Source organism: Psychrobacter sp. YP14, assembly GCF_003209315.1.
Classification (GTDB): Bacteria; Pseudomonadota; Gammaproteobacteria; order Pseudomonadales; family Moraxellaceae; genus Psychrobacter; species Psychrobacter raelei.
This window is the reverse complement of the sequence record NZ_CP029789.1, coordinates 1,265,107-1,278,016: the sequence shown is the minus strand read 5'-3', so window position 1 is coordinate 1,278,016 and position 12,910 is coordinate 1,265,107. Positions and strand designations below refer to the sequence as shown.

General features: G+C 45.5%; 8 protein-coding genes. 2 read left to right on the top strand and 6 right to left on the bottom strand.

Features of this window, described 5'->3' with window-relative positions:
* Positions 1-105 precede the first annotated feature (105 nt).
* The 3 genes from DLE54_RS05420 to dld form a co-directional block, all read right to left on the bottom strand.
* Positions 106-1,317 carry an enoyl-CoA hydratase/isomerase family protein gene (locus DLE54_RS05420; RefSeq protein ID WP_110816512.1) on the bottom strand — a complete coding sequence of 404 codons (1,212 nt, stop codon included), beginning with the start codon at positions 1,315-1,317 and terminating at the stop codon, positions 106-108.
* Between the two features lie 276 nt (positions 1,318-1,593).
* On the bottom strand, positions 1,594-3,264 hold the full coding sequence (locus DLE54_RS05415; RefSeq protein ID WP_110816511.1) for a fatty acid--CoA ligase: 1,671 nt from the start codon (positions 3,262-3,264) through the stop codon (positions 1,594-1,596).
* Positions 3,265-3,432: 168 nt separating this feature from the next.
* On the bottom strand, positions 3,433-5,145 hold the full coding sequence (dld, locus tag DLE54_RS05410; RefSeq protein WP_197708935.1) for a D-lactate dehydrogenase: 1,713 nt from the start codon (positions 5,143-5,145) through the stop codon (positions 3,433-3,435).
* A gap of 272 nt (positions 5,146-5,417) precedes the next feature.
* On the opposite strand from dld, the gene DLE54_RS05405 reads away from it, so the two are divergent.
* Together DLE54_RS05405 and DLE54_RS05400 are read left to right on the top strand one after the other, a co-directional pair.
* The gene (locus tag DLE54_RS05405) at positions 5,418-6,323 is read left to right on the top strand and encodes a LysR family transcriptional regulator (RefSeq protein WP_110816509.1); all 906 of its coding nucleotides are present in this window, start codon (positions 5,418-5,420) and stop codon (positions 6,321-6,323) included.
* A 228-nt stretch (positions 6,324-6,551) separates the two neighbouring features.
* Positions 6,552-7,811 (top strand): MBL fold metallo-hydrolase, encoded by a 1,260-nt coding sequence (locus DLE54_RS05400; RefSeq protein ID WP_197708915.1) that lies wholly within the window; start codon positions 6,552-6,554, stop codon positions 7,809-7,811.
* Between the two features lie 53 nt (positions 7,812-7,864).
* Here the strand turns inward: DLE54_RS05400 and DLE54_RS05395 are convergent, their stop codons facing one another.
* The 3 genes from DLE54_RS05395 to DLE54_RS05385 form a co-directional block, all read right to left on the bottom strand.
* Positions 7,865-8,860 carry a phosphatase PAP2 family protein gene (locus tag DLE54_RS05395; protein ID WP_110816508.1) on the bottom strand — a complete coding sequence of 332 codons (996 nt, stop codon included), beginning with the start codon at positions 8,858-8,860 and terminating at the stop codon, positions 7,865-7,867.
* 165 nt (positions 8,861-9,025) lie between these two features.
* Complete coding sequence (locus DLE54_RS05390) at positions 9,026-10,819, bottom strand: hypothetical protein (RefSeq protein ID WP_110816507.1); 1,794 nt, start codon at positions 10,817-10,819, stop codon at positions 9,026-9,028.
* Positions 10,820-10,917: 98 nt separating this feature from the next.
* Positions 10,918-12,825 (bottom strand): hypothetical protein, encoded by a 1,908-nt coding sequence (locus DLE54_RS05385; protein WP_110816506.1) that lies wholly within the window; start codon positions 12,823-12,825, stop codon positions 10,918-10,920.
* Between the last annotated feature and the right edge of the window lie 85 nt (positions 12,826-12,910).

Genomic DNA, 12,910 nt, shown 5'->3' with positions numbered 1-12,910 from the left:
ATAAAAAAAGCAAGGCAGCGCTGAAGCCTGCCTTGCTCATATCTTGTCTCGTATAAAATTTTTATAGGCGTAAATGACACATCATGTCGTGTCACGCTGAAAAACCTAGGATAGCGCTTGAAAGTGTTGTTGAATGTAGGCTTGACCTTCAACATCTAAACACTGAGCTAGGCTGCGACTCCACTGCGGCTTGCGGTCTTTGTCTATCAGTAAAGCACGTACCCCTTCACTAAAGTCAGGATAATTGACGCAGTGCAGCGCCACATTGGTTTCAAGTGTCATAATTTCGGTTAATGACAAGTTGTGGGCGCGCTGATACATCTCATAAGTAATGGCTTTGGTCACCGGACAACCATAGCGATAATTCCCCACGGCCGCCTGAAACCACGCACTGCTGGCAAACTCTGGATAAAACTGCTCAATGCCCGAGTCCGACTGCAAAATAGCATCAATTTTATCCAGACCGCCACAGCTCATTAAGCGCTGTATCGGCACCATAAACTTAGCAATATTGCTTGGTGCAAATTCGACGCTTTTAACAGATTGCTTGCTAAACTCGCTGAGGGTTTTGGACGTGATTTGATGCAGTTTGCTGCTTAGGCTATTTAAAGTCGGTTGACCCAGTGCCTCGCTCCAGTCTGCATCACACAAGCTTTGTAGCATGGCGTCAAAGTCTTGACTGCTCATCTTAAAATCAGCTAAGTTACATAGCAAGGCATCATTGGCATTGGCGTCTGCACCGGTTAGACCCATAAACAGTCCAGTCTTGGCTGGGAATCGTTGTAAGAACCAACTGCCTGTCGCATCTGGGAATAGCCCAATATTTACTTCTGGCATTGCTGCACGTGTGGTCTCAGTCACGATACGGTGGCTACTGCTGCTTAGTATCCCCATACCGCCGCCCATCACAATACCGCTGCCCCAGATAATAATCGGTTTATGATACTCGTGCATTTGGGTATCTAAATGATATTCACTGGCAAAGAAGTCTATCGCTTCAGGTGGTGCAATACCCTCGCCGTCCCACTGCTGCCTCGCTTGATACAACTGACGGATATCACCACCAGCACACAAAGCACGCTCACCTGCCCCACGAATGACGACTGCCACGAGGTTATCGACTTTTTCCCACTCTGTGAGCTTATCACTCATCATCTGACACATAGTGGTGCTTAACGCATTGAGTGATTTTTCACGATTTAATGTAATCAAGCCGATTTGTAAATCTTGTTTGATTTGGATTTGTTCAAATAACACTTCTGCGGTATCAGCAGCCTCTGCACCCTTGGCTGCCAAACTTTTGTTATTGGTTTGCATGTGAATGTTTGCCCCAGTTTAAATAGCTCTATAAGTTCTAAAAACAAACGTGATGATGACCCTCTGAATAAATAAACACCCACATAATCAGGTCATTTAATTTTCATATCATCACGGGGTATGATAACTGCCCATTATCAAACCCATATTTAACAGGGGGCTATACTAGCATATTGGTATTTAGACAAAAAGCCGCAGCATCACTGCCACGGCTTTTAAATATTACTCTAGGGTTCAAATATTAACTTAATAAAACCATCTTAATATAAAGACCGCTTAAATAGTGGTTTGACCAGCGTACATCTCACGCATCAACTTTTTATCATGTTTGCCTACTGACGTCTTCGGCAAGTCATCCACAATTTTATACTGCTCAGGCACGCCATACTTAGGAATCATACCCTTTTCAGCAGCTTTCTCCGCAATGGCTTTGATATCCTCAGCAGTCACATCCTGACAATTAGGCTTTAATACAATTGCCGCCAGTGGACGCTCGCCCCACTTCTCATCACGTACCCCAATCACCGCCACATCAGCGACCGCAGGATGCAACGATAAAATGGTCTCAATCTCTAAGGATGATATCCACTCACCACCAGATTTAATCACATCTTTTAGACGGTCGGTAATTTTTAATGTGCCATCTTCGGTCATAAATGCAATGTCTTCGGTGTGCATATAGCTGCCAACCCATAACTCATCACCAGCATCGGCATTTTTGAAATAGCTCTGGGTTAACCAAGGCGCGCGCAGTACCAGCTCCCCGGTTTGCTTACCATCGTGCGGTAGCGCATTGCCATCACCATCCCAAATTTTGGCCTCCACCATTATGACCGGCTTGCCGGTTAGGCTACGTCGCTTCGCCTCTTCCTCTAGACTCATCTCAGGATCATCTGATCTAAATTCCGTCAAGCTAATCAGCGGCGCCGTCTCTGACATACCATAACCAGTATAGACCTCAATACCTGCTGATAATGCGGTTTGCGCTAACCCTTCAGATAAGCGTGAGCCACCAATAATCATCTTCAGACCATTAAAGCGCTTGCCTTCTGCATCGGCCTGCTTAAGTAGCATCTGCAAAATAGTTGGTACGCAGTGGGTGATACTCACCTTTTCAGTCTCAATGAGCTTCAACATCACATCAGGTGCATAACGACCCGGATACACCTGCTTCATACCAAGCATGGTAGCGGTATAAGGAAAGCCCCACGCCAGCACATGGAACATCGGCGTCATTGGCATATACACATCACCCAACACTAGGCCTTGCTTTTGTGGCAACACGCCCAGCGTCGCTGCTTCCGCTAACGCATGCAGTACCAACTGACGGTGACTAAAGAAAACCCCTTTAGGATTGCCCGTGGTGCCTGAGGTATAAAAGGTGGTGGCAATGGTGTTTTCATCAAAGTCTTGAAACTCAAACTCATCACTGGCCTCGGCAAGCAGCGCTTCATACTCACCTAACAACCGTGCTTGGTTATTACCAAACACGCCCTCACTACTAACCCCATTGTCATCGAGCCAAATAATATGCTCAATCGACGAGTTCTCAAACTGATAGTCTTTTACCATAGGCGCAAACTCAGAGTTTAGCAGCAGCACTCTGGGCTTGGCATGGTTGATGGTGTACAGCACCTTCTCTGGAGACAAGCGGATATTGACGGTCTGCAGCACATACTGCGACATGGGAATGGCAAAGTAAGACTCCAAAAAGCGGTGGCTGTCCCAGTCCATCACCGCCACCACATCCCCTTTATCTAAATTAAGACTGTCTAGGACATTGGCAAGCTTACCGATACGTGAGAACAGCTCCGTATAGGTCATGCGTTTTTTATCCGCATAGACAATTTCTTCATTTTGCGAAGTGACTTTTGAGCGGTTTAATAACTGCTTGATGGTCAGTGGAAATTGGTAAGCATGGGCAGCGGCGTTGTAATGATTCATCATTCTAATTCCTTTTAAGTGTATTTCGTTAATGCCCCTACTGTAATACATTCAGTGTTCGATTTCTATAAATGTCTAAAAAACAAGTCAATAATTTAGCGTATCGTTGTATTCAACTGGCGTTTGTTGTCCAAGAGCGCCGCCTATGGATCAGACATTTTTAGCCGCTATTTACAAACAGCAAGAACAATTGCGCTTGGTTTTTGACATTTTTCCAATGCCAGGGTTAAAGCTATTGGTGGGATCTAAGCGCTGATAGAAGTTTTGCAAATCAGGCTCTGCTTCATATAAGTGACCCACATTATGCTCAGCAGGATATTTGGCCCCTCTGGTGTTTAAAAGCTCAAGCATGAGGTGTTTGACCTGCTGAGCATCGCTGCCTTTTTTTAAGATATAGTCTTGATGGAACACGTAACAAAAGAAATGTCCGTAATACAGCTTCTTCTCCAAATGCTGATTAATCTCTTCTGGTAGCGCTTCAAACCAAGCTAACTCATTACGAGGAATGGCGATGTCTAGTGCCAATATATCGCCGACCTCCTCTTGATGTATCACCTCATATCTTAAAGCGGCGCCAGCAGCGGCAAAACGATGTAAAAACGCACTTTCTGACTCCTCATCGCTGCACTCAAAATAATCTCCGGTTGTCGAGTCAGCAAAAAACTTCTCCAAGAATACCTGAGCCTCTATTATGCCTGCATCGCTCATTTTTAGGATAAGATGATGCTCGTACTTATTGCGATATTGCGTCATTCGCTTGGGCAAATGGTTGGGGAAAATATTGGCAATAAACTGCATCATTTTATCGGTGAAATGTTTTGGCATCCAAGACCATTTGTTCAGCTTTGCATCAATAGCGCCTTTGATGGAGAACAATCTGGGCAAGGTATCAGTGCCTAAATGCTTAATACTTAAAAAAGTATCTTTGCCGTATTTGGTTGAGACATCGAAGATATCACGGTGCATATACTCGCCAACTTCAGGAATATGGGTAAAGCCTGAGAGTATCTGTCGTCTTAACTGTGCAAGCTCACCAATACTATTGCTGCCGATATAAAACGTTTTTTCTTGGGCAGCTATTGGATAAGTGTCTAGGCGCACTGCAAAAACTGCCAGCTTGCCGGCGCAGCCACTGGCCTCATAAAGTCTTCTTTTGTCTGCATTAAAGCGGCTTGGCGTATCTGCATCGACATCTTTGACACGGGCCACATACTCTTTGTCCGAAGCCATTTTGCCATTATCTGACAGCTTGGTTTTATCAAAATTACCGGTTTGTAGATTGGTTAGGATTTGCTCTGGCGACGTCCCAAGATCGATATTTAAGTGATTGACCAATATCAGCTCACCTTGTTCATTGATTTGAGCAAATAACGCCAGCTCAGTGTAAGCCGGTCCTCTTTTTACCAAAGCGCCACCTGAATTATTCGACACGCCGCCCACGATAGTCGCGCCCAAAGTCGATGATCCTATCACTGAGTGCGGCGCTCTATTGACCGCCTTGAGCTGCTTTTGTAACTGATGCAATGTGGCGCCTGGCAAGCTGATGACCTGCTGGTTATTATTGACCAAATACAGCTGATTTAAGGCCAGTGTATTAATAACAATAACCGGTCGATCATAATCCTCGCCGTTGGGTGCTGAGCCTTCTGTCAGACCTGTTTTGGCCGCTTGCATGATGATAATGCAGTCGCCTGCCACACAGACCTCTAAGCTTTGCCAAATCTGCAGCAAAGTCTGCGGAAACAATACCGCCAAAGCACTGCCGCCACCAGAGCGCCACCCCATTCGGTAGTATTCGTTTTTTGTGGGATCTGCTTGTATATTAGCCGCACCCAACAGTTGGGTGAGCTGTTGCAGCACTTGATCGGGCGTCAGTGTACCCAAAGTCACCCGCTTTGAGGGGAAAATATGATCCGTACTGCCTGCTGATTGAATATCGCTCATAACATCAATGCCCTTGATAATTAAGAATATAAAGTACTGCCCTCACAATGACACCGGTGCATATCGTGTCTCTGAATGTCGCAGCTGACGAGAGTAAAATGCTCTATAGCATTCTACTGGCTACTTAGGGAGTGATATATTGCCAAAACGGACAAGGTTATTTTCCTTTTTTGCTATAATCACCAGTCTATTACACCCATTGGAGAACAAATATGGTCAAAGCTGATGATATGGTGTTATTCGTCCAAGTGGTCGATGACGGCTCATTTTCTAAAGCCGCTGACAAACTGGGGTTAACCAACTCGGTGGTGAGCAAACGTATTGCTCGACTTGAGGAGAGTTTAAATACGCAGCTCTTGTACAGAACCACCAGAAAGCTGAGCTTGACTGATGCCGGACGGACGCTGTATCACAAAGCAAAAATTGCTCAGTCAGCTTTTCAAGAAGCGCAAAATGCGGTGACCCGTTACGGTGAAGATATGAAGGGGCTAATACGTATTACCATGCCTGTGGTCTCCGCCAATTTATTATTGAGCGATGCTATTGCTGATTTTTGCAAAAAGTATCCTGACATCTCAGTGGAGCTTAATATCACCAATCGGCTGGTAGATCTCATAGAAGAAGGATTTGATTTGGCAATCAGAACCGCCAAACTTGAGGACTCATCCTTGATTGCCAGACGCCTTATAGACAGCCAATGGATAATCTGTGCCGCCCCAGAGTACTTAAAGCAGCATGGTACCCCTAAGACACCTGATGATCTGATACACCATGAGTGCTTGATGTATAAATTTAATAATGGTTATAGCAGCGCATTGCCTTTGTATATCGAGGGCACGGAGCAATTACTGACTATAAATGGCCGCTTTCTTAGCAATCACTTAAGCGCTATCAAACAAGCGGCACTTGCTAACCTAGGCATCGCCTTTTTACCTCAAGCCCTAGTATACGATGAACTAAAGCAACAGACACTGGTTCAAATTTTAAGCCGCTTTACCCGCAAAAAAATGGGCATGTACGCCGTTTATCCCAAAGCTCGGCAGCCAGATCAAAAGCTAAAACGGTTGGTTGATCATTTGGGTGAAGCCTTGCGGCAAAAACAGGCTTATTATTGTTAATGCCAGCCGTAAGCACCTCACAAACTTGGTATAAAAAGACACAAATTATCTTATTTTGTGCATTTTTATACCCATAATCGACAGCTATACTTCTACCTTGTCTACGCCTTAAAACCCATGACACCATTTTTTGTCTAAACGATAAGCTTCACACAGTAAGGCTGTATCTAACTTAGCCTCTCAAAGTTTAGCCTCTCAAAGTTTAGTGTCTCTAAGGATTAACCCATTATGCTATACAGTGCTCTGCTTATCCTAAAATGGTTATTTATCCTGATGTTAGCCATCGTTGTTTTAATAGGCTTATTTTTGCAATTTGCCCCGACATTTGGCGGTAAACCAAGCAGTGATACAGCCAAGCGAATCGCCAACTCACCCAACTTTAATGGCAAGACCTTTGTTAACTTGCCGGTATCAAGCGCCGTTATCGCTGGCAAGCTTAATGATATCGCACCTTATATCGCTCAAAAACAGACACAAAACGCTCAATCTGGTGGCTTATTGTGGCAGTTTTTATTTCCTCCTAAGGGTAAAAATCCAAGCTATCCCATAGAGACGGTGCCTCTAAATTTAAAGCAAAAAACAACCAAAGCGACAACCAAAGCGATAACCAATCCTCACGTAGACACTACATTAAAGGACGGCGAGTTTGTCTGGCTTGGGCACTCAACTGTGTTGTTTCGCATCTTAGGTAAGCTGCTGATGACCGACCCAGTTTTTCATCGTGCCTCTCCGTTGCCCATTGGCGGCAAGCCCTTTAAGATGACACACCCGCCGCAGGCAAAGGATCTGCCCTTTATCGATGGCTTGCTTATCTCTCATGACCACTATGATCACTTAGACCATAAAGCCATTAAACAACTGGCGCATAAAGTGGGGCATTTTTATGTGCCGCTTGGCGTAAAAGCGCATCTGATACGCTGGGGGGTGGCGGCGGACAATATCAGCGAATATGATTGGTATGAGAGTGCCAGCATCACTGGCGGCGCCTCTTTATCTAAGGATGAGATTACGCTCACCTTTGCGCCCACTAGGCATTTTAGCGGACGCCGATTAACCGGACAAAACACCTCGCTATGGGGGAGCTGGGCGGTACAGTCTCAGCAGCTGAGCGTCTACTTTAGTGGCGATGGCGGCTACTCAGAAGAATTTGCCAGAATCGGTGAGCGCTTTGGCGGCTTTGATGTGGCCTTTATCGAAGATGGCGCTTATAACCAGAGCTGGCGCAACGTTCATATGATGCCAGAAGAGTCGGCGCAAGCTGGCATCGATGTTCAGGCAAAAGTCGTGCTGCCAATCCATTGGGGCAAGTTTGATTTGTCCGTGCATCATTGGCGTGAACCGGTTCGACGACTCAAACTTGCCTTCGATAATTACAACAGCACTCAGCCTGACAAACACAGAATCAAAGTGGCCACCCCCCGTATCGGCCAAGTCTTCACCCTCGACACACTACCCACCGCGCCTTGGTGGGAGCACAAAGCCTCATAGTAGAGGTTATCTTTTTAACGACAATATCCGCTGTGTTTTATCACCAAAGCGGCTCAATACAAAAGTGGAAACTGAGACAAATTGGCGTAAATGACTGCGCCAATGAGTACGCAGGCGGCGCCAAACCATAGCAAATGACGCTGTGGCTGCGACCAAGCAACCGCCCAGTTGATTTTGTTTTTTGCGCTTATCCATTCCATCACGCTAATGGCGACAGTCAGCCACAATGTACCTACCAAATAGCCACCCATCACATCACTTAAATAATGCTCGTTTAACACAATTCGGCTTAGGCCAATTAAGAGACATAAAAATATGGTGACGGCGCCAATGCGTATTTGTCTCATAAAATCTGTGCTAAAACGGATGCTCAAATAGGCAATAAACCCATATAACGCCACACAAATTGTGGCATGGCCACTGGGAAATGAGTAGGTTGCTTCATGGAGCAAAATATCTATTGGCCGCTCACGCTGGAACAGCATTTTGCTTAAAAAAGTAAATCCAGTGCTGCCCAAGGTGGCAATAAGCAGCCCTATAATTAAATAGCGCTGCCCTACTAGCCAGCACAATAGCGTGGTCAGCACCATGACCAAGGCGGTAATCGGCGTGGAGGCCAAGCTGGTGATTAGAATAAAAAAATCAATTACCCCTGAATCACTCATGACGCTCATCTGCTGCGAGACAAAATGATCCATCGCCACGATAGACTCTGAGGTGACAACATCCTCGACCAGACCCACAAATAGTGATAACACATAGCCCATTACCAAGACCAATGCGGTCAAAGGCAAGCCATAAAAATGCTCGATATGTAGTCTCTGCCAAAAAAAATGGTACAGCTTAGGATAACTGATCTTTAGCTGAGCTAGGCGCTGCTTGATACCAAATCTTCTTTCCAAAGCGCGGCCATAGTCCAATAACTGTGTCCGCACTCTATTGCCATACTCAATCACTGAGTGCTGCAGCGTCCATAAAAATATCATGACAAATACAATCAAGCCAATTAAAAAGGACAGCTGCTGATTGTCTTGAATGAGACTGAGCATAGATGATGGCGACCTTTGTGAGTACTTTTAGGGAGTTTACCATGTATATTTTAGCCACCCTAGTTTATGCCAGATTTAGGCACTATTAAACTTATGCCTAGATAAACTTATGCTTAGATAAACTTACGCCGAGATAGATACCTGTTACGACTTAACCTTGCTCCATCACTCGCTTTGTAATGGCGGACCAACTAAGTCTGGTTGCAAAATTTGACTTAATAACAATCTACCTATCACAGTCCCTTCACCACTGCGATAACGCTCAGTTAACGCGTCACTATATTGTCTTAGATCAACGCTATTATTGGCATTAGGCTTTTGCATATTGGCCGGCAAGTTAACAAAGTCCAGCGGTGTTTTTGAAAGTGGCAAATAACGCTGAAACACATCGACGCTCAGGCTATCAATGTCTGGCTGGCTGGTTATATTATGCAGATACTGCCACTGTATTTGACCGTTATTAGCTAGGCCATAAAGCTGCTCTACGCTTTGATTAAGCGTTTGATCGTCAGACAGCTGACCTTCACCGCTATACACCCCATATATCAGCTGATCAGACTCAGTGTCTATCATAGTTCTCATGGACGTGAGCATTTTTTGTATCAAGGATTTACTGCTAAATGTATTGCCAGTGGCCTCGTTTAGCCTTACCGACTCAGCAGTGCTATTGTCCTTGCTATCAGTATTGGCAGCATTGGAAACATTGACAGCATCAGTCTCGGCCACAAGCTGCGGATACTTGGCACTAAGAATAGAATACAACGTACGGATATAGTCATGATAAGACTGATAATAATCTTGCATTGTTTGGGTGCGGCGAATCACCTGTGGGCTGGCCAACATAAGGCTAAGCTGCTGCTCAGTTAACGCTCCAGAGAGTCTATTTAACTGACGGGGTGCCACTGGTTCAAACTCGTTAACCGGCGCAGATTCATACAGTCTGTCTAAAGCTTGGAAGTGCGCTTTGATTAGCGACTGGGCAAAACCTTGAGGCAACGTACCATCATTTAAAGTTAGCTTTAGCCATTTATTGTGCCAAGTGGTGCCAAGCTTAGTATCTAGATACTCTGAGGTTAACATCGCAAAATTATCGGCCCATAAATAAATACTGCCGGTCTTGGCATCTACATAAATCGGCTGATTGATAGAGATTTTATTATTATGGGCAAAATACTGAGCGCTCATTAGGATCGTAAACTTACCAGCAGCGGGCTGATAGCTGCCTTGAGCATGGATAGACGATGGCTTTAATAGATAAGCCTGTAGCAGTTTGGCTTTTTTGACATCGAGCTTAGTGGGCTTGTGCTGATAATTATCAAACAGGTTTTGGTAATACTCAGAGACCGGTTTGATAGCGTGCTCATCAAGCGCTACACTCTCATCAGCTGTCTGCTCACTTTGTTCATAGTCGATTTGGTTCTCAGTATCATACTCATCAGGCTGATTATATTGCCACGCTTGATAAGCCTTGCTACAAGCGATATAAGCCTGTTTAATGGCTTGTCTTTGTGCGTCAAACTGGGCTGATTGCACAGGTTTTTGCGCACCATCTGCCTGCTCAAGTAAACCCATATACGCCTGATCATGCGTATTTTCGCAGTAAGTATCTAAAGAGTCAGTGACGCCTAAGTCCTCAGCGTTAACCGTGTCAGGTGACATGGCCGGACTGATTTTAATCTGGCTATGATAGCTATAAGCGCTCGTACGCTGCTTCTGTAGTGCCTGCTTAAGCGCTGCTTTTGCCTCGATAGGCGATGCATCATTATGTGATTGCAGCGCTGTGGTTTGACAGCCGGCAAGTAACAGGCTGCCTGCCAGCAAGGTCAGTGATAGCGGCAGTTTTTCGAGTCGTGGCAGTTTTTTGAGTCGTGGCAGCTGTCTAGCCAGTGCGGTGTTCGCTTGCTCTGATCGCTGTGCTGCCGGCTTTGATGCTGTATTTATATGAGTATTGCACGTCATGAGAAGTCCTTGATAGCCTAGTTCTGATAAGGGTGATAATTGAGGTAGATTGTAAAGGGTTCGCATAAAGCGCTTTAAAGGCCTTTACTCAAAACGGCTTATTGTGGCCCATAACTGTGCTCATCGTAGCTATCCTTGCGGCAGTCATTATGAGCCTCATCTTCATGATAGTCGTCATCATCAGTGCCCTCATATTGGGTGACACATGTGGCATCGATATAAAAGTACTCTTCTCGTGCTGCTTGCGCCAAACTCTGCTTTTGTTTGCTTAGCTTGATCTGTTGCAACCAAGCATTGCCATCGATAGACTTCGGCGCCTTGCTACCAAAGGACTGCTCAAGTAGTGGGGTTAAAGCATGCTGGCTAAAGCTATTGTGGTCGTAGCGTATCTGATTGAGCATTGCCGATTGCATCCCAATAAGGTCACTGCCCAGATTGATACGCTGCTGTTTACCCAATAAGTGACCGGCTTGATCTAGGTAATAATAATTAACCTGATTAAAAGAGATCGGCACTACCGCTTCAATCAGTTGCAGTAGGGAGCCGATATCCCCACTTTGATAACCTTTGTTATAAAGCTGTACTTTTTTTATGGCATTTTTTAGGCCATGGTTGTCAGGGTAGGCCTCAGGATGCGCATCCACATAGCGCTCTAATGCCGTACTGATGTGTTTAAATATTTTGCCAATAAGCTCACCACTTTGCTTACTGCCAAAATACACTTTAATACCTTGGGCTGCCCCAATCTGCTTGGCAAAGTCATCGTTTTGGATGTCGATTAAGCTAAACAGCTCAGGGTCAAGCTCTGCGATACTGTCTTGCATGGCGGCAATGCTGGCATCATAGATGATTGCAGGCGGAATCTGTGAGGTGATGCTGGCAGGCAACCCCAAATCGACTGTCTTCGATATCATTTGATCGGGCAAAGGGGTGTTTTCAGGATCTACCAGTGCCATCAGAGGCATTAAGGCAGAGGGGTCAACAGACACACGGCTGTTATTAAAGTCTATCGCAAAGGGCAATTGTATGGTGCCACTTACTGTCGGCGCTGCATAGTCATAGCTGTAAACGCTGTTATACCGGCGCTCTGCTGGCTTGTACTGGCTGACACTATTGAGAGTAAGGTATTGGTACTGATAGGCATTAGCAGCAGCGACCTGCTCAGGTGTCTTTTTACTCATGCTCAGCAAAGCCGTTAAGCTCCCCATGCCCCCGATGCCTGCTTCTGATTTGGCATTATCTTGCTTAGCCGCCTGCATCTCTTCGTAAGTGGCCAACATACGTTTTGGATTATTACGGGTTAAAAAACTGCCTTCTTCATAGCCTGCATAATCTGCCGCCCCATCGTCCGCATCGCTGTCATACCCCTCCTCATCACTGTCAGCAGCAGCAACAGCCGCAGCTGCCTCTTCTATAACAGTCACTTCGCCTGCGTCATCTATATAATAATAAGCATTTGTTTCCTCATCATAATAGACATCATCACCAGTCACCTCCTCCTCACTATAAGCCTCATCTTCAGCGTGACTGTTTTGATAGTCAACAATGTCTAATACCGTGTTAAATAAACTGTCGGCACCAGCATCAATACTGCCCTCAGCAATAAAAGGGGTGAGGTGATAACGGGCTTTTGCTACAGCCACATGCTCGGTAGCCAGATGTTGGCGCAACGCGCTAATAAGCTTATTTTTGGCTTGAGTGTCGCTATCAGGAAAGGCGCTTTGATCAAACAGCTGTTGATATGCCGCTTGATTGCGCTGTAGGGTGTGTTGAAAGGCTTTGCTCTGAGCCTGAGTAAGGGCCGGATCGCTGACTGAGAAGTCTATTAAGTTCGCCGGTGCCGATGCGCTTAAAACGGCTGTAGACTGGCACCCCATAAGTGATAAGCAAATGCCGCCAATAAGCGTCGCATGCCGTGTGCTTGACGACCACTTATAGCACAGAACCGCTTTCATATCGGCTCTTAAAGAGCGTTGAGGTAAGGGCTGTCCTTTGCGATGGGCCATAACTTCCTACTTCCTATTTAAAAAATACTGAACACCAAAATTTGTAAATATTTATCTGACACCCTTTTCATATCCTTGATAGTAC

Bases quoted from the DNA above. Each gene is read 5' to 3' on its own strand.
- DLE54_RS05385 (WP_110816506.1), bottom strand. From the start codon at position 12,825: ATGGCCCATCGCAAAGGACAGCCCTTACCTCAACGCTCTTTAAGAGCC.
- DLE54_RS05395 (WP_110816508.1), bottom strand. From the start codon at position 8,860: ATGCTCAGTCTCATTCAAGACAATCAGCAGCTGTCCTTTTTAATTGGC.
- DLE54_RS05420 (WP_110816512.1), bottom strand. From the start codon at position 1,317: ATGCAAACCAATAACAAAAGTTTGGCAGCCAAGGGTGCAGAGGCTGCT.
- DLE54_RS05415 (WP_110816511.1), bottom strand. From the start codon at position 3,264: ATGATGAATCATTACAACGCCGCTGCCCATGCTTACCAATTTCCACTG.
- DLE54_RS05405 (WP_110816509.1), top strand. From the start codon at position 5,418: ATGGTCAAAGCTGATGATATGGTGTTATTCGTCCAAGTGGTCGATGAC.
- DLE54_RS05400 (WP_197708915.1), top strand. From the start codon at position 6,552: ATGCTATACAGTGCTCTGCTTATCCTAAAATGGTTATTTATCCTGATG.
- DLE54_RS05390 (WP_110816507.1), bottom strand. From the start codon at position 10,819: ATGACGTGCAATACTCATATAAATACAGCATCAAAGCCGGCAGCACAG.